Raw genomic sequence first — 15,217 nt, 5'->3', positions numbered from 1 at the left:
TTAAACCCCGAACGTCGAGGTGGGTGGCCGTCTGACGGGCGGAGCCGAAAGACCCTACCCGCGGGGTCCTGTACGTCGGGGTGACATGACGACGACGCTCACCGTCGACGGCATGGGCTGTGAAGGCTGCGAGGACATCGTCGAGAGCGCGCTGACCGACGTGGACAGCGTCGAGGACGCCACCGCGGACGCGGCGGCCGGCACGGCGACGGTGGCGGGGGACGCCGACCCCGAGAGCCTCCTGGAGGCCGTCGAGTTCGCCGGATACGACGCCGAGGTCGCCGACTGACGGCGGTTACTTTACCCTCCGAAATAGTTATAATTTTAGGAGTCGCTGGATGGTCTATGGGACCCCGAGACGAGACCACTGGCTTCCAGCGCGACCTCCTGTGCGTGCTCAGTGGGCTGGACGAGCCGAAAGGGATGGCGGTCCAGGAAGAACTCGAGGACTACTACGGGTCGGAGGTGCTGCACGCGCGGGTCTACCAGAACCTCGACTCGCTCGTGGACGCCGGCCTCGTCGAGAAGGGCGAACGGGACTCGCGGACGAACTTCTACCGCATCACCGACGACGGACGGGAGGCCATCCGGAACGTCATCGAGTGGAAGCGCGAGTACACCGCGGACGTCGAGGCGGACACCGTCTGACGGCCCGTCGGCGGGGAGGCGCCACTCCGTCGTCTCCGCGAGTGACGCATCGTCGCGCCGACAGCCACCGCTCAGCGGTGGCGCTGGCCCCTATCGGTCAGCGTGTGGGCTCGCTCCATCGGACGGTGTGTGGGCTCGCTCCATCGGACAGCGGTGGCGCTGGCCTATCGGACATCGTGGGGGCTCGCCCACCGGGTTACCGGTAGGTAACCGGCTCACACGCCCGTTACCGAGCGCTAAAGGAGGTGGCGGCCCTCGGTGCCGGTAGATGACGACGACCGACGAACTCGTCCAGGACCTGCCGCCGAGTGCGAAGCTCGTGTTGAAAGTACTGGAGTACAACGGCGGGCTGACCCAGAAGCAGATCGTGGAGCACTCCCGGCTGAGCCAGCGGACCGTCCGGGACGCACTCGACCGACTGCAGGCGGCGGACGTCGTCGAGAAGGACATCTACATCCCGGACGCCCGGCAGAACCTCTACCGGCTGTCGGTCGAGGACAGCGAGGGCGAGACCGAGGAGGAGGCGCAGGCCGGCGTCGCACTCGACTGACCGCGAACTGCGGGCGGACACCGTTCTCGACTGTCCCTCCCGCGTTCCACTGCCGGCGCGTCGCGCTACACCACGGACGCCGCCTTCTCGTCGACGGGGTCGAGGTGCTGTTCGCCCCACTCGGCGAGCGCGAACACCACCGGTTCGAGGGACTCGCCGAGGTCCGTCAGCGCGTACTCGACGCGCACCGGCTTCTCGCTGACGATGGTGCGGGAGACGATGCGCTTGTCCTCGAGGTCGTCGAGGCTCTCGGAGAGCACCTTGCTGGAGATGCCGTCGACCTCCTCCTGGAGGGCGTTGAAGCCGAGCGGGCCGTGCTCGAGCAGCCGGTGGATGATGACGGGGTGCCACTTCTTCCCGACGAGGGAGGCCGTCGCCGTGATCGAACACCAGCCCTCGCCGGGACACCACGCGGGCAGCCGCTCGTTGTCGTCCATGGCCGCCGGTAGGGCCGACGGCCAGTTAAGGATACCTAACGATAGCGGGTTACCACCGCGTAAGCGGCCGCCGGTCGGTTCTCGAACGTGGGACGGTCCTGGGCGGTCGGTCCCCGGAGGCGGGTCAGTCCTCGGACGCCCGCTCGCCGAACTCCGAGAGCGCCTCCCAGCCCGTGAGCTCCCCGATCTCCGCGACTGCGTCAGCGAGCGGCGCGCTCGCGCGCTCCTCGCCGACCACCCACTCGCCGTCGCGCTGGAGCGCCTCGAACGCGCGGTCGTCCGCCTCGTCGAAGTAGATGGGCGCGCCGGTGCCGTCGACGCCGAGCAGGGACGCGCCGTCGACGCTCCCGGGGAGGTCGTCGAGCGGTCCGGTCGGTGCGTCGGGGTTCGTGCCGGTCACGGCCGGACGTGCGGCGCCCAGCCCAAAGAACGCGGTGGCCACGTCGACGTGACTCGACGCGTTCCAGGCCGGGTCTGGGGAACCGGTCCGGTGCCGTCACGGCAAGCCGGTCGGGGTCGGGACTGGGCAAGCGGTAAGGGGTCGCCGGTCCCAGACCGCAGCGTATGCCCGAGCCCCTCCTCGACCGCGCGGCGCGCACCGCCGGTCGCGTCGCCGCGTACGCGGTCGTCCCGCTCGCCCTGTCCCTGCTCGCGCTCGACAACGTCGCGCAGACCGCCGCCGCCCGCGGCTTCCACGTCTCCGTGAAGTTCGCGATGCCAGCGGACGTCGCGACGCTGTGGACGCTGTTCGACCCGCCGGCGTCCGGCGTGCACGTCGTCGCGCCCACGTCGCTGTCCCTGCTGCCCGTCTACCTGGTGGTGCGGGCGGCGCTCGCCGCCGGCTACCTCCGCGGCCTCGCGGATGCCGCGCGGGAACTGCAGCCGTCGTTCTCCGACGCCGTCGCCGAGCACGGCGTGTCGATGCTCGGCGTGCAGGTCGCGCAGTTCCTCGTCGCGCTCGTGGTCGCGCTCCCGCTGATCGCCGGCGGCAGCGTCGGCCTCGCGTTGCTGGCGATGCCCGTGGTGCTGTTCGTCAGCTACCTGCTCTGGGGCGGTCCTTACCTCGTCGTCGCGCGGGACGTCGACGCTGTCACCGCGCTGGCGTGGAGCGCGTCGCTGGCGACCGACGGCGGCCGCTACTTCACGTTCGCCGTCGGGTACGCGCTGGTCGCGGCCGTCGCGTCCCTGTTCGTGTCGCTTGTGGTCACGGGCGCGGGCCTCGTCGGCGTCGTCGTCGCGGCCGCCGTCGTGGCGTACCCGTCGCTGGTCGCGTCCGCGGCGGCCACGCACGTCGTCGACGACGTCGCGGCCGCGGAACCGACTCGCGGCGCTTAAGTCGGTTTGTCGCCTACGCCGCGGCGTGCAGAACGTCACGGACCGCACGAGCAACCCATTCGACATGCGGCCGCCCTGCGAGGCGTTCGTCCCGGGCTACGGCGACGCGAACGCCGACTTCCACGCCGTCGGCGACCACCCCGGCGTCCACGGCGGCGCCGACTCGGGCGTCCCGTTCACGGGGACGCCGGCGGCCGAGCGCTTCCGCCGCGCGCTGACCGCCGCCGGCCTCCTCGACGAGGACGGTGAACCGCGGAGCCTCTTCCTCTCGTACCTCTACATGTGCGTGCCGGACGGCGAGCCGACGCCCGAGGACTACGCCGCCCTCGAACCGTTCTTCGACGCGGAGCTGCGCGCCATCACCGCCCACGTCCTGCTGCCGGTCGGCGAGCGGGCGACCCGCCACGTCCTCGAGACGTACACCGCCATCGACCCCGAGGAAGCCGACCTCGCCGCGGTCCACGCGACGGAACTCCACGGCAGCGGCTGGCTCGTGGTGCCCGCCCTCGACCCCGGCGAGTGGGACGACGCCGCCGAGGCCGCGTACGTCGACGCGCTCCGCGAGCTCCGGTCGACGGACTACCGCCGCGAGGCCGACCTCGGGCGGTTCCTCGTCGGCCCGGACCCCTACCGCGTCCGGTGACGAGTGCGTCTGGTGACCGGGCGCGCGCCGAGTGACAGCCATTTATTCCGGCGCCGCCTACGCGGCGTCGTGCACCAGATCCAGCTGACGAACACCGCCTTCGAGGGGCAGAACAGCGTCTACCTCCTCGGGGCCGGCGACGCGTCGGCGCCGACGACGCTCGTGGACGCGGGCGTCGCGACGCCGGCCGTGGAGGCGGAGCTCCGGGACGCCCTCGCCGAGCGCGGCGCGTCGTTCGCGGACGTCGACCAGGTGTTGCTGACGCACTGGCACTCCGACCACGCCGGCCTCGCGGGCACCGTCCAGCGGGAGGGCGACGCCACCGTCTACGTCCACGAGGCTGACGCCGAGCTCGTCGCGCCGGCCGGCGAGGACGCCGACCTCGCGGGCGCGCAGGCCGCCGCCATCGACGACTGGGGGATGCCGGCGGACGAACAGCGGGAGCTCCTCGACTTCCTCGAGGCCCACCGCGACCTCGGCGGCGAACCCGTCGACGTCACCACCGTCAGCGACGGAGACACCGTCGACGTCGGCGCCTTCGACGTCGAGGTCGTCCACCTCCCCGGCCACGCGGCCGGCCTCGTCGCGTACGTCTTCGAGCGTGACGGCCGACGCGAGGCGTTCGTCGGCGACGCCGTCCTCCCGAAGTACACGCCGAACGTCGGCGGCGCGGACGTCCGCGTCGACCGCCCGCTGGCGACGTACCTCGAGAGCCTCGACCGCCTGCAGGCCCTCGACCTCGAGCGCGCGTGGCCCGGCCACCGGGGCGCCATCTTCGCGCCGGGCGAGCGCGCCGCCGACATCGCCGCCCACCACGACGAGCGCACCGAACGGGTCGTCGACGCCGTCCGCGAGCACGAACCGGCGACCGTGTGGGAGGTCAGCGCGGAACTGTTCGGTGACCTCGAACGCATCCACGTCCTCCACGGGCCCGGCGAAGCCTACGCGCACCTCGACCACCTCGTCCGCGAGGGCGTGCTCGCGGAGACCGACGACGGCTACGTGCTCGCCTGAACCCACGCCGTCCGCTCGGCGGGCGCGCGGGTGTGCCGCAACCACACCGTCTTTGCCGGTCGCGCCCCAACCCACTCGCATGGTCGAGATGGAGTCAGAGGCGGACCTCGAACAGGGCGACCCGGCACCCGACTTCGAACTCCGCGGGACCGACGGCGAGACCTACACGCTCGCGGACTTCGCCGACAACGAGGCGGTGCTGCTGGTGTTCACGTGCAACCACTGCCCGTACGCGAAAGCGAAATTCGACACGCTGAACGACGTCGCCGCCGACTACGACGACGTCGCGGTCGTCGGCGTGAACCCGAACGACGCCGAGGAGTACCCCGAGGACTCCTTCGAGCGCATGCGGGAACTCGTCGACGACGGCACCATCCGGTACGACGCCTACCTCCGCGACGAGTCCCAGGACGCCGCTCGCGCGTACGGCGCGACGTGCACGCCGGACCCGTTCTTGCTCCGGCGCGCCGGCGACGGCTTCGACGTCGCCTACCACGGCCGCCTCGACGACGCCTTGAACCCCGACGACGAACCCACGCGCGAGGGCGGCGACGTCCGCGACGCCATCGACAGCGTGCTCGCCGGCGAGGACGTGGACGTCGAGTGGAACCCCTCTCGCGGCTGCTCTATCAAGTGGACCGAGGGCTGAGCGAGCGTCCGGCAGCGCTAAGTCCGCGGCCGCCGACGGCACGCGCATGAGCCGCGTCCTCGACGACAGCATCGAGGCGTTCCTCGACGCCGCCAACCCGGAGCCGTCGCCGCTCCTCGAGGAGATGACCGCCTACGGCCGCGAGGAGTCGTTCCCCATCGTCGGGCCGGACGTCGGCCGGTTCCTGCGCGTGACCGCGACGCTCGCGGACGCCGACCGGGTCTTCGAGTTCGGGTCGGGGTTCGGGTACTCCGGCGCGTGGTTCCTCGGCGCGCTCCCCGAGGGCGGCGAACTCGTGTTGACCGACTACGACGAGGAGAACCTCGAGCGGGCCGAGGCGTTCCTCTCCCGGATGGACACCGACGCGACCGTCCGCTACGAGGCCGGCGACGCGATGGAGACGTTCCGCCGCTACGACGGCCCCTTCGACGTCGTCCTGGTCGACCACGAGAAGTCCCAGTACCGCGACGCCTTCGAGGACGTCCGCGGCGCGGTCGCGGACGGCGGCGTGGTCGTCGCGGACAACATGATGGAGGGACCGGTGAACCCGGCGGACGTGACCGCGGCGCTGTGTGGCGCCGAACCGGTCGACGACCACACGGCCGGCGTCGCCGCGTACATCGAGTACGTCCGCGACCTCGAGGACTTCGAGACCGCGTTCGTGCCGCTCGGCGAGGGCGTCGCCGTCAGCGTGAAACGGCCGTGACCGGACGCGGGTGAGGGGTGAATCGGTTGCGAGTGACGCCGACCGGCGTCGTGGGACCGACAGGCACTCGGCGCCCCGGGACCGACAGGCACTCGGCGCCCCGGGACCGACAGGCACTCGGCGCCCCGGGAGGTAGCGGCGGGCGTGCCACTGCTCCAGTTCGACGCGGACTTCCCGGTCCCGGACGCCGACGCCGACGCGTTCGCCGCCGACGTCACCGACCGCTACGTCGACGTGATGGACGCCGACCGGTCGTACGTCGCGGTCGTCGTGCGCGACGACTGCCACCTGTCGCTGGGTCGCGCGGTCGACGGCCGGCGGCTCTTCTGTTCGGCGGACGTCCGGCGTGGCCGCGACGACGCGACTCGCCGCGCGTTCGCCACCGACGTGATGGCCCTCGCCGCCGAGCGCTTCGACGTGCCCGACCGGAACCTGAAGGTGGTGTTCACCGAGCACGCCGGCGCGCAGATGCACGGCGTCGACCGCGTCGGCGGCGACTGGAGCGGGGAGTGAGGGGGTCGGCGGCGACTGAACGGGGAAGCGAGTCGGTCGGCCGCCGGCGGCCGTCAGTCGAGGGCGTCGAGGACCTCGTCGGCGTGCGCCTCGGGGTCGACGCCCTCGAACGCCGCGGCGACGGTGCCGTCCGGCCCGACGACGTACGTGTTCCGGAGGGTCACCTCACGGGTCTCGCCCGCGACCTCGCGCTCGCCGTAGGAGTCGTAGGCGGCCGCGACCGCGCCGTCGGCGTCGCTGAGCAGGTCGAACGGGAGGTCGTACTTCGCGGCGAAGTCGGCGAGGTCCGCGACGGGGTCGTCGCTGACGCCGAGGACGGTGACCTCGCGCTCCCGGTAGTCCCTCCAGCGGTCGCGGAAGCCGCAGGCCTCCGTCGTGCAGCCCGGCGTGTCGGCGCGCGGGTAGAAGTAGACGACGACGTGCTGGCCGTCGAAGTCCGACAGCGCCACTGGTTCGCCGTCCTGGTTCGACAACTCGAAGTCGGGCGCGGGCTCGCCTTCCGAGAGCATACCGGCGGTTGCGCGCCCGCCCCCGAAGCCGTTACGGTACCAGCGAGAGCGCGTACAGCACCGCCATGCCGACGATGACGGTGGCGAACATGTTCTCCGTGCGCCACGCGACGACGGCGGCGACGAGGCCGGCCAGCAGGCGGTCGTTGCCGAGGCCGACCGCGAACGCGCCGTCCTGCAGGACGAACTCGGGCAGCACGAGCGCCGCGAGGACGGCGGGCGGCACGAACGAGAGCACGCGCTGGACGCGCGGCGGCACCTCGTCCATCCGGCCGAACAGCGCGATGAACGACACGCGGAGCGCGTACGTGCCGACCGCCGCGCCGAGGACCACCAGCCAGAGTCTCACGTCGCCACCTCCCAGGCGTTCGCGAGCAGGCCCGCCGCGACGCCCGAGATCGCGGCGACGATGATGCCGAGGTTCATCGGGACGCCGACCGCGACCACCGCGACGAAGCCGCCGACGGCAGCCGCGACGCCTGTCGCGCGGTCCGTGATCGTGGGCACGAGCAGCGCGAGGAACAGAAGCGGGATAGTGAAGTCGAACTGGAACCCCTGCGGGATGGCGTCGCCGAGCGCGACGCCGACCGCCGTGCCGACGACGTAGCCGCCGTATATCGCGGCGGTGACGCCGAGCCAGTACGCCAGCCGGTCGGTGTCCTCGTCGCGCTCGTACTCGGTGACGGCGATGGCGAACGTCGTGTCCACGAGGAACTGGGCCGCGATGAGGCGCCAGCGCTCGGAGAGCCGGCGGAAGTGCGGCGCGATGGCGGCGCTGTACATCGTGTACCGGAGGTTGACGACGACCGCGGTGAGGGCGACGACGGCCAGCGGCGCTCCGTCGGAGAGCACGTCGATGGCGGCCAGCTGGGAGGCGCCGCCGAAGATCAGCGCGGACATCGCGACTGCCTGCACGTCCGTGAACCCGACCTGGACGGCGGCGGCGCCGGCGACGAACCCGAAGGGGACGTTCGCCGGGACGGTCGGCAGGGAGTCCCGGACGCCGGCGACGAAGTCCTCGCGCTGGGTCACTGTCTCCGAGTAGCAGGGGGCTCGCGCTTGAACGTTCCGGCACTGGCAGAGTGTGCGCGCCGCCGGACCGCTTTTTTCTGCTGCGGTGTGCGCTGTTCTAACAGTCAACCCCAAGCGCGTGCGGTCACTACCTCGCCGCATGAGTGAGGGGACCACGGAGGCCGGGACGCGGCTGCGACTCGACCTCTGGCACCCGAACTGCTGGGCCATCCAGGCGACGGAACGCACCGCCGGCGGGATTCTCGCGCACGCCGTCTACGACACGCCGATCGCCAGCGGGTCGACGGTCAACGGGCTGTTCACGGCGTACGGCGAGACCGAACGGGAGGTGAACGCGCTCATCTCCGCGGTCGACGACTCGCCGCTGACCGACACGGTGTGGCGCCTCCAGACGCAGTTCGACACGCGGCGCAACCGCATCGCGCCGGGCGCCGTCTCCCGGGAGTTCTTCCTGGGGTACGATCCCTCGGAGATGATCTGTCCGCTGTTGCTGGAACACGGCTTCGTGCACACGGCCCCCGGGAAGATCGAGGACGGCCGGGAGTCCTGGGACGTCCGGTACGTCGGCGAGCGCAGCGACATCCAGGCGGAACTGGACGCCATCCGCGAGGAGGCCGACGCGGAGATCGAGGTCGAGCGGGTCGGCTCGGTCGGCCGGGAGCCGACCCACGAGCGCCGGGTCAGTCGGTTGACCCGGAGCCAGCGCGAGGTGTACGACCTCGCGCGGGAGCGGGGCTACTACGAGTGGCCCCGGGAGACGTCGACGCGCGAGCTGGCCGACGAACTGGACATCTCGAAGACGACGCTGCTCGAGCACCTCCGGAAGGCGGAGTCGAAGCTGCTCGACTCGTAACCTGCAGGGGGTGGTCGCAGGGCCGGGACGACGCTCCGGCGCTGCGACCGCGGCTACGTCCTCGCGCAGGGCGAGAACCGCTACGAGGGTCCCGGCGGGGAGCTCCTCGGCGACGAGGAGGGCCGCCAGCAGTTCCTCGGCGGCTGACCGCCCGGCTTTCTCCCGTTTTCCAGCCGTGCACAGCGACAGGTCCGTTCCGGCGGTCACAGCGACAGGTCCGTTCCGGCGGTCACAGCGACAGGTCCGTTCCGGCGGTCACAGCGACAGGTCCGTCCCGACGCCGGCCTCGACGGCGGCGTCGTAGACGTAGCTGGCGGCGGCGGCGTCCAGGACCGCGGAGCCGACGGAGTCCACGACGACGACCTCGTCGTCGCTCTCGCGGCCGGCGGCGCCCGTGAGCGCGTCCGAGAGCGGTATCAGGTCGGCCTCCCCGAGGCTCGTCGCGGCGACGTCCCCGGTCTCGGCGACCTCCCCGGGGACGTCCGCGAACACGCGCGCGGCGCGGCCGAACACCGCCGGCTCCAGTTCCTGCATCTCCGCGTTGAACGCGCCGACCGCGACCACGAGTGTCCCCGCTTCGAGCGCGCTCGCCGGGAAGACGGGCTCGGTGGCGGTTGTCGCGGTGACGACGACGTTCGCACCGGCGACGGCGTCCTCGGCGGTTTCGACCGCCTCGGCGTCGAGGCCGTGCTCGCGGAGGTCCGCGGCGCAGTCGTACTTCGAGTCGCTCGGCGAGTAGACGGCGACGCGCTCGACGTCGGTGAGCGCGGCGATGGCCCGGGTCTGCCAGCGCGCCTGCGCGCCAGCGCCGACGACGCCGAGCCGGACCGGCTCGACGGCCAGCTCCCTGGCGGCCAGCCCGCCGATACAGCCCGTGCGGGCGTTCGTGATGCGCGTGCCGTCCATGAAGGACAGCGGTTGGCCGGTTCGGGCGTCGGCGAGCACGACCTGCGCGTGGATGGTCGGCAGCCCCCTGCTCGGGTTGTCCTCGAAGAGCCCCACGAGCTTCGTCGCGAAGTACGGGTCGCCGTGGACGTACGCCGGCATCGCCAGCCCCGTCCCCAGGGGGTCCTCGGAGTCGAGGCCCTCGCCGACCGGGTAGTGCGGGCGCTCCGGGCGCTCGACCTCGCCGGCGCCCTGCTTCACGAGCGCTTCCTCGACGACCGCCGCCAGCGACTCGAGGTCGAGCAGGCCGCCGATCTCGCTGTCCGAGAGGACGAGTGTCATGGTCGCGGCGACGCGACCCACCGAGTTAGGGTTTTCCCGGGCGGTGGCCGTCGCCGCCACCGCGGCGGAGGTGCCGTCGCGGCGGAGGTGCCGTCGCGGCGCTCGCCGGAGCCGTCGGGTTCGCCCGCCGGAGCCGCAGGGGTCGCTCGCCGGAGCCGCCGGGGCGACTCCTCGAAGCCGCCGCCTGCGGGCGGTCCCGGTAGACTTATCCACGCACCGCCGTGTGAGGTACACTCATGGACGTAGTCGTGGTCGGCGGGGGAATCGTCGGACTGGCGAGCGCACACTACCTCGCGGAACGCGGAGCGGACGTCGTGCTCTGCGAGAAGGGGTCGCTGGGCAACGAGAGCACCGCGCGGTCGGCCGGCGGCATCCGCTGTCAGTTCTCCACGCCCGTGAACGTCCGGCTCTCCCGGGAGAGCCGCGCGGTCTGGGACGACTTCGAGGACCGCTTCGGCGTCGACATCGCGTACCGGAAGTCCGGCTACCTGTTCCTCGCGCGCGGCGAGGAGACGGCCGCCCAGTTCCGCGAGAACGTCGCGATGCAGAACGACCTCGGCGTCGACAGCGTCGTCCTCGACCCCGAGGACGCCGTCGACGTCTGTCCCGGCCTCGAACCCGAGCACTTCGTCGCCGCCACGTACCACGACGAGGACGGGTTCGCGGACCCGAACCTCGCCGTCCAGGGGTACGCCGCCGGCGCGCGCGAGGCCGGCGCGGACGTCCGCACGAACACCGCCGTCACGGACGTCGTCGTCGAGGAGCGCGGCGGCGACCGCGTCGTCACGGGCGTGGAGACCGACGAGGAGACCCTGGACGCCGACTTCGTCGTGAACGCCGCGGGCGCGTGGGCGGCCGACCTCGCCGCGATGGCGGGCGTCGACCTCCCGATCGAACCGCACCGCCGGCAGGCCGCGGTCGTCGACCCGACGCGCGCCGTCTCGGAGCAGGTGCCGCTCACCATCGACCTCGAGGAGGGCGTGTACTTCCGGCCGGAGCGCGAGGGCGCCGCCATCGTCGGCGGCCACTTCGGCGGCGACGACCCCGCCGTCGACCCGGACCGGTACACGCGCTCGATGGACATCGACTGGGCCGCCGAGGCCGTCGAGCGCGCCGCCGCCTACACCACCTACTTCGACGGCGAGTCACGCATCAAGCGCGGCTGGGCCGGCCTGTACGGGCTGACGCCGGACCACCACGCCATCCTCGAGGAGTCGACGCCGGGGCTCGTCACGGCCGCCGGGTTCTCCGGGCACGGCTTCCAGCACGCGCCCGCCACCGGACAGCTCGTCGCGGAGTACTGCTTCGACGGCGAGTTCCGCCTCACGGACGTCAGCGCGCTCTCCGGCGACCGCTTCGACCGCGGCAGCGAGGTCGACGAGCGCAACGTCGTGTAGGACGGCCCCACGTCCGCTACCGACTGCACCGGCGCGCCGACGCGTCCGCTACTCGCCGGCCGCTGCCGACTGCGCCGACGCGTCCGCTACTCGCCGGCCGCTGCCGACTGCGCCGGCGCGTCACCTACTCGCCGGGCGGTGCCGCCCTCAGAGCTCGTAGTCGGACTCCCGGAGCTGGGCGTACCTGCCCTTCCGGTAGCGGAACTTCGCGCGCCTGTACCGCGTGTAGAGCTTGAGGCCGCCGGCCGCCGACCGCGCGTTCGACTTCGAGATGATCTTCCCCGAGTCGCTGGCCGCGAGCATCTCGCGGGCGATGCGGATGGTCCGGTCCCACTGGTCCGGCGAGTGGTCGCCGACGACGTCGGCCATCGCGACGTTCCGCCGTAGCTCGTCGCCGATGGCGTCGTGCCAGGCGTCGTTGTACTCCTCGAGGCGCCCCTCGGCGGCGAGCTCGCCGGCGAGCAGGCCGGTGCGGTGGGCGACGTGGTCGCCGCCTTCGTGGAACGCCGACGTGGTGCCCATCGCGCCGCCCGCGACGGCGATGCCGGCCTGGACGGGCGACTCGATGGGGCGCGTCGACGAGATGGCGTACGTCTCCGTGGACTTCGACTTCCCGTGGCCCTCGACGAGCGGGAAGTCCTCGTCGACGTCGTACTCGTCGCCGTACAGCTCCTCGAGCAGCCGCCGGATGTACACCCTCCCCGGGGGGATGCGGTCGTCGTCCTTGCGGAGCAGGCGCCACTCGGCGGCGTCGAAGTCGTCGACGTCGAGGCCGATGGGCATCGTGAGGCCGACGCGCGCGACGTTGTCCCGGTTCGGGAACACCCACGGGTAGGCGGTCTCGCCCGGCATCCAGCCCCACCAGAACTTCAGCGAGTCCGGGTCGAACAGCTCGTCGGGGAAGCGCCGGTACTCCTGGTAGGCGATGTGGTTGGCCTCCCTGGGGTTCAACACGTCGCTGGCCTGCCTGTCGTCCGGCAGGAGGTCGTCGAGGACGCGCATGGTCACCTGGCGCTGCGGGCCGTCGGCGAGCACCACGTACCTCGCGGTCACCGTGTCGCCGTCCCCCAGGTGGAGGGTGTGCTCGTGACCGTCCGTGAGCTCCGTCTCGACGTCCTTTACGGCCGTGCCGGTCTCGTAGTCGGCGCCCGCGTCCTCGGCGCGCTCGCGCAGCCAGTCGTCGAACCGCGCGCGGTGGAACGTGAACCCGAAGTGGTCGTAGTCGGACTCGATGCCCGTGCGGTCGACGACAACGCGCTCGCCGGGACCGACGAACTCCGCGCCCGTCAGCTCCTGCTCGACGACGTCCTCGGGGAGCTCCGCGAAGTCGATGTCGGCGACGTCCAGCCAGTAGTCGAGGAACCCCGCGGCGTCCGTCGAGTCCGGGCCGAGCCCGTCGCGGTCGTCCCGCGGCACGCCCTTCTCGTAGACGACCGCGTCCGCGCCGCGGTCGGCCGCCGCGTACGCGGCCGCCGACCCCGCCGGACCGCCACCCACGATGGCAACGTCGACGTCAGTCATACCTCCCACGTCTCCGCGGCACGGTTAAAGTGCTTCGAGATTTCCGGTCGGCAGTCGGTGCCGCGATTCGGTGGTCCGACGCCGGGCGCCGCGACTCGACGCATTAGATCCGTTCGGTCGGCGGTGACGGCGGACTCGGTCCGACGCCACGCTCAAGCACCGCGCGTCCATCGTTAGGGGCATGCCGACGCTGGACGACCCGGTCGAAGTCGGCGACCTCGCTCTCCGCAACCGCCTGTACCGCGCGCCGCTGCTGGAGTGCGCGGGCACCGACGCGGACAGCGCCGACGTGCTGCGCGCGGACCTCGAGCCCGCCGCGGCGGCCGGCGCGGGCCTCGTCTGTCAGGGTGCGACCGTGGTCCGCGGCGAGGGCGGCTGCGCGGCGCCGAACATGACGCGCGTCCACGACGACGAGTTCGTCTCGTCGCTGGCGCCGGTTCCGGAGGCAATCGAGTCCCACGGCGGCCGCGCGTTCGCGCAACTGGAGCACGGCGGCCTGCGCTCGATGGAAATCTGGCACGCCGGCTATCGCGACGACCACCCAGAGCTCGACCAGCTGGCGGTCTCCGAACCGCCCGCCGCCCTCCGCGCGGCCGACCGCGCCGGCTTCCTCGACCTCTCGCCGCGCGTCCTCTCGACCGAGACGGTGTACGACCTCGCCGCGGACTTCGGGCGCGCCGCCGAACGCCTCGCGGACGCCGGCTACCACGGCATCCACGTCGCCGGCGCGAACATGGGCGTCGTCCAGCAGTTCCTCTCCCCGTACTACAACCGCCGGAGCGACGAGTTCGCGGACGGCTTCCGGTTCCTCGAACTCGTCCACGACGAGATTCGCGCACGAACCGACGTCCCCCTGATTACGAAGGTTCCGGCCGAGACGGACGCCCCGCCGTGGGTCCGGCGGCGCCTCTCAGCCGACGACTGCGTGCGCCTCTGCGAGCGCGCGGCCGACGTGGGCTTCGACGCGGTCATCCCAGTCTCCGGGAGCGTGTTCTGGGACATGCACCTCGTGAAGGGCGCGTACCCCGAGCGCGCGTGGCGGGACAGCCACTTCGAGTCCGGGTACGTCGACGCGTTCGGGAGCCGGTGGCGCGCCCGGCTCGTGTCGCTCGCCAACCGCGTGCAGGCCCGGTTCGCGGAATTCGAGCACGCGTGGAACGCCGACCTCTGCCGGCGCGTCCGCGAGCGCGTCGACGTCCCCGTCTGCCTGGAGGGCGGCGTCCGGGACCGCGACCGAATCGACGACCTGCTCGGCGATGCCTGCGACCTCGCGGGAATCGGCCGGCCGTTCTACGCGGAGCCCCGACTGCCGGCGCGCCTGCTCGGCGGCGACGGGGCGGTGGCCTGCGAGAACTGCAACAACTGCGTCGTGCCGCAGGTGACGGGCGCGCCCGGCGTCTGCCGGACGCCGAGCGTGCTCGCCGAGCGCGGCCGCCGCGAGCGCGAGGGCGCCTACGAGCGGGACTGACCCTCGGCGGCGAACAGGCGGACGAACCCGGCGACGCGGCGCTCGTCGCGCGTGAGCACGGCGCCGTCTGCGAGCGCGCGCCGCGCGGCGTCGATGCGCTCGTCGAGGGCCGCCGAGGGTCGTCCGCCGCCGCCCGTCGGGGAGCCGGCGGCGACGAACCGGTCGAAGGCCGCGTTCAGCCGCCGGGCGAGTGCGTGGTCGCTGCGCCCGGCTTCGAGGACGGCGACGCGGCCGCCCGGCGCGAGGCAGTCCAGCCACGCGCGGACGGCCGACTCCGGGTCTGGGAGCAGTCCGACGACGAACGACCCGAGCACGGCGTCGACGTCGCCGACCGGCGGTCGCGCCGCGTCCCCGCGGACGAGGTGGACGTTCCGCCAGCCCGCGCGCTCGACGCGCTCGCCGGCCTGCGCGAGCATCCCGGGCGTGAGGTCGACGCCGACGACGCTGCCGGTGGGGCCGACGCGCTCGCGGAGGTGGCGGAGGTTCGCGCCGGTGCCGCAGCCGAGTTCGACGACCGTGTCGCCGGCGTCGAGCGCGAGCGCGTCCGCGGCGGCGCTCCGGAGGCTCCCGAGGCCCGGGAGCAGGCGGCAGAGCCAGTCGTAGGCGCGCGCCCACCGGCCGTAGAACGCCTGCGTCTCCGCGACGGTCACGCCTCCGGGTTGGGCGCGCGCCGGCAAAAAGTCGCGGGCGTCGACCGCGGGTCCGCCGCCGTCCG

Annotated in this window: 20 protein-coding genes and 1 pseudogene; 13 read left to right on the top strand and 8 right to left on the bottom strand. The window is 72.6% G+C overall.

Translation table 11 applies throughout. The features are described 5' to 3' along the window. Positions 1-85 precede the first annotated feature (85 nt). The 3 genes from U5911_RS10735 (at position 86) to U5911_RS10725 (ending at position 1,198) form a co-directional block, all read left to right on the top strand. Positions 86-289: a heavy-metal-associated domain-containing protein gene (locus U5911_RS10735; protein WP_336037036.1), complete on the top strand. Its 204-nt coding sequence runs from the start codon at positions 86-88 to the stop codon at positions 287-289. Between the two features lie 56 nt (positions 290-345). Next, positions 346-648 (top strand): PadR family transcriptional regulator, encoded by a 303-nt coding sequence (locus U5911_RS10730; protein ID WP_336037035.1) that lies wholly within the window; start codon positions 346-348, stop codon positions 646-648. A gap of 268 nt (positions 649-916) precedes the next feature. Further along, the gene (locus U5911_RS10725) at positions 917-1,198 is read left to right on the top strand and encodes a MarR family transcriptional regulator (RefSeq protein WP_336037034.1); all 282 of its coding nucleotides are present in this window, start codon (positions 917-919) and stop codon (positions 1,196-1,198) included. 65 nt (positions 1,199-1,263) lie between these two features. On the opposite strand, the gene U5911_RS10720 is transcribed toward U5911_RS10725, so the two are convergent. Beyond that, positions 1,264-1,635: a winged helix-turn-helix transcriptional regulator gene (locus U5911_RS10720; protein WP_336037033.1), complete on the bottom strand. Its 372-nt coding sequence runs from the start codon at positions 1,633-1,635 to the stop codon at positions 1,264-1,266. A 124-nt stretch (positions 1,636-1,759) separates the two neighbouring features. Continuing rightward, positions 1,760-2,035 (bottom strand): hypothetical protein, encoded by a 276-nt coding sequence (locus U5911_RS10715; protein ID WP_336037032.1) that lies wholly within the window; start codon positions 2,033-2,035, stop codon positions 1,760-1,762. A 164-nt stretch (positions 2,036-2,199) separates the two neighbouring features. On the opposite strand from U5911_RS10715, the gene U5911_RS10710 reads away from it, so the two are divergent. The 6 genes from U5911_RS10710 (at position 2,200) to U5911_RS10685 (ending at position 6,495) form a co-directional block, all read left to right on the top strand. Further along, positions 2,200-2,970, top strand: a complete 771-nt coding sequence (locus tag U5911_RS10710) for a hypothetical protein (RefSeq protein WP_336037031.1) — start codon at positions 2,200-2,202, stop codon at positions 2,968-2,970. Between the two features lie 25 nt (positions 2,971-2,995). Continuing rightward, on the top strand, positions 2,996-3,613 hold the full coding sequence (locus tag U5911_RS10705) for a uracil-DNA glycosylase family protein (protein ID WP_336037030.1): 618 nt from the start codon (positions 2,996-2,998) through the stop codon (positions 3,611-3,613). 69 nt (positions 3,614-3,682) lie between these two features. Beyond that, entirely contained in the window at positions 3,683-4,627 is a 945-nt protein-coding gene (locus U5911_RS10700; protein ID WP_336037029.1) for an MBL fold metallo-hydrolase, read from the top strand. 79 nt (positions 4,628-4,706) lie between these two features. Then, a complete protein-coding gene (locus U5911_RS10695; RefSeq protein ID WP_336037028.1) occupies positions 4,707-5,276 on the top strand; it encodes a thioredoxin family protein in 570 nt (189 codons plus the stop codon). 46 nt (positions 5,277-5,322) lie between these two features. After that, positions 5,323-5,982 (top strand): O-methyltransferase, encoded by a 660-nt coding sequence (locus U5911_RS10690; RefSeq protein ID WP_336037027.1) that lies wholly within the window; start codon positions 5,323-5,325, stop codon positions 5,980-5,982. A 144-nt stretch (positions 5,983-6,126) separates the two neighbouring features. Continuing rightward, positions 6,127-6,495 (top strand): tautomerase, encoded by a 369-nt coding sequence (locus U5911_RS10685; protein WP_336037026.1) that lies wholly within the window; start codon positions 6,127-6,129, stop codon positions 6,493-6,495. 53 nt (positions 6,496-6,548) lie between these two features. Here the strand turns inward: U5911_RS10685 and U5911_RS10680 are convergent, their stop codons facing one another. The 3 genes from U5911_RS10680 to U5911_RS10670 are packed head-to-tail and all read right to left on the bottom strand — an operon-like array spanning position 6,549 to position 8,036. Further along, positions 6,549-7,004 (bottom strand): peroxiredoxin, encoded by a 456-nt coding sequence (locus U5911_RS10680; protein ID WP_336037025.1) that lies wholly within the window; start codon positions 7,002-7,004, stop codon positions 6,549-6,551. A 31-nt stretch (positions 7,005-7,035) separates the two neighbouring features. Next, the gene (locus tag U5911_RS10675) at positions 7,036-7,353 is read right to left on the bottom strand and encodes an AzlD domain-containing protein (RefSeq protein ID WP_336037024.1); all 318 of its coding nucleotides are present in this window, start codon (positions 7,351-7,353) and stop codon (positions 7,036-7,038) included. Further along, positions 7,350-8,036, bottom strand: coding sequence for an AzlC family ABC transporter permease (locus U5911_RS10670; protein ID WP_336037023.1), 687 nt, complete (start codon positions 8,034-8,036; stop codon positions 7,350-7,352). Before U5911_RS10670 ends, U5911_RS10675 begins: the two co-directional genes overlap by 4 nt. 139 nt (positions 8,037-8,175) lie before the next feature. Here U5911_RS10670 and U5911_RS10665 point away from each other — a divergent pair, with 139 nt between their 5' ends. Together U5911_RS10665 and U5911_RS10660 are read left to right on the top strand one after the other, a co-directional pair. Then, a complete protein-coding gene (locus tag U5911_RS10665; RefSeq protein ID WP_336037022.1) occupies positions 8,176-8,889 on the top strand; it encodes a helix-turn-helix domain-containing protein in 714 nt (237 codons plus the stop codon). Between the two features lie 27 nt (positions 8,890-8,916). Further along, positions 8,917-9,036: pseudogene (locus U5911_RS10660) on the top strand (ABC transporter ATP-binding protein); the annotation flags it as partial. 108 nt (positions 9,037-9,144) lie between these two features. On the opposite strand, the gene U5911_RS10655 reads toward U5911_RS10660, so the two are convergent. Next, entirely contained in the window at positions 9,145-10,116 is a 972-nt protein-coding gene (locus tag U5911_RS10655; protein ID WP_336037021.1) for an ornithine cyclodeaminase family protein, read from the bottom strand. Between the two features lie 236 nt (positions 10,117-10,352). Here U5911_RS10655 and U5911_RS10650 point away from each other — a divergent pair, with 236 nt between their 5' ends. Then, complete coding sequence (locus U5911_RS10650; RefSeq protein ID WP_336037020.1) at positions 10,353-11,513, top strand: NAD(P)/FAD-dependent oxidoreductase; 1,161 nt, start codon at positions 10,353-10,355, stop codon at positions 11,511-11,513. Positions 11,514-11,660: 147 nt separating this feature from the next. Here the strand turns inward: U5911_RS10650 and U5911_RS10645 are convergent, their stop codons facing one another. Further along, positions 11,661-13,034 carry an NAD(P)/FAD-dependent oxidoreductase gene (locus U5911_RS10645; protein ID WP_336037019.1) on the bottom strand — a complete coding sequence of 458 codons (1,374 nt, stop codon included), beginning with the start codon at positions 13,032-13,034 and terminating at the stop codon, positions 11,661-11,663. 181 nt (positions 13,035-13,215) lie between these two features. Between U5911_RS10645 and U5911_RS10640 the strand changes: the two genes are divergently transcribed. Next, positions 13,216-14,502, top strand: coding sequence for an oxidoreductase (locus tag U5911_RS10640; protein WP_336037018.1), 1,287 nt, complete (start codon positions 13,216-13,218; stop codon positions 14,500-14,502). On the opposite strand, the gene U5911_RS10635 is transcribed toward U5911_RS10640, so the two are convergent. Then, complete coding sequence (locus U5911_RS10635) at positions 14,487-15,152, bottom strand: class I SAM-dependent methyltransferase (RefSeq protein WP_336037017.1); 666 nt, start codon at positions 15,150-15,152, stop codon at positions 14,487-14,489. The two genes, U5911_RS10640 and U5911_RS10635, sit on opposite strands and share 16 nt — an antisense overlap. Positions 15,153-15,217: the final 65 nt, after the last annotated feature.

Origin of the sequence: Halobacterium yunchengense, from assembly GCF_037031165.1 — an archaeon.
In the GTDB taxonomy this organism is placed as follows: Archaea; Halobacteriota; Halobacteria; order Halobacteriales; family Halobacteriaceae; genus Halobacterium; species Halobacterium yunchengense.
This window is presented reverse-complemented; position numbering and strand designations above follow the sequence as displayed.

Bases quoted from the DNA above. Each gene is read 5' to 3' on its own strand.
- U5911_RS10710 (WP_336037031.1), top strand. From the start codon at position 2,200: ATGCCCGAGCCCCTCCTCGACCGCGCGGCGCGCACCGCCGGTCGCGTC.
- U5911_RS10665 (WP_336037022.1), top strand. From the start codon at position 8,176: ATGAGTGAGGGGACCACGGAGGCCGGGACGCGGCTGCGACTCGACCTC.
- U5911_RS10640 (WP_336037018.1), top strand. From the start codon at position 13,216: ATGCCGACGCTGGACGACCCGGTCGAAGTCGGCGACCTCGCTCTCCGC.
- U5911_RS10720 (WP_336037033.1), bottom strand. From the start codon at position 1,635: ATGGACGACAACGAGCGGCTGCCCGCGTGGTGTCCCGGCGAGGGCTGG.
- U5911_RS10680 (WP_336037025.1), bottom strand. From the start codon at position 7,004: ATGCTCTCGGAAGGCGAGCCCGCGCCCGACTTCGAGTTGTCGAACCAG.
- U5911_RS10730 (WP_336037035.1), top strand. From the start codon at position 346: ATGGGACCCCGAGACGAGACCACTGGCTTCCAGCGCGACCTCCTGTGC.
- U5911_RS10690 (WP_336037027.1), top strand. From the start codon at position 5,323: ATGAGCCGCGTCCTCGACGACAGCATCGAGGCGTTCCTCGACGCCGCC.
- U5911_RS10725 (WP_336037034.1), top strand. From the start codon at position 917: ATGACGACGACCGACGAACTCGTCCAGGACCTGCCGCCGAGTGCGAAG.
- U5911_RS10695 (WP_336037028.1), top strand. From the start codon at position 4,707: ATGGTCGAGATGGAGTCAGAGGCGGACCTCGAACAGGGCGACCCGGCA.
- U5911_RS10655 (WP_336037021.1), bottom strand. From the start codon at position 10,116: ATGACACTCGTCCTCTCGGACAGCGAGATCGGCGGCCTGCTCGACCTC.
- U5911_RS10650 (WP_336037020.1), top strand. From the start codon at position 10,353: ATGGACGTAGTCGTGGTCGGCGGGGGAATCGTCGGACTGGCGAGCGCA.
- U5911_RS10645 (WP_336037019.1), bottom strand. From the start codon at position 13,034: ATGACTGACGTCGACGTTGCCATCGTGGGTGGCGGTCCGGCGGGGTCG.
- U5911_RS10735 (WP_336037036.1), top strand. From the start codon at position 86: ATGACGACGACGCTCACCGTCGACGGCATGGGCTGTGAAGGCTGCGAG.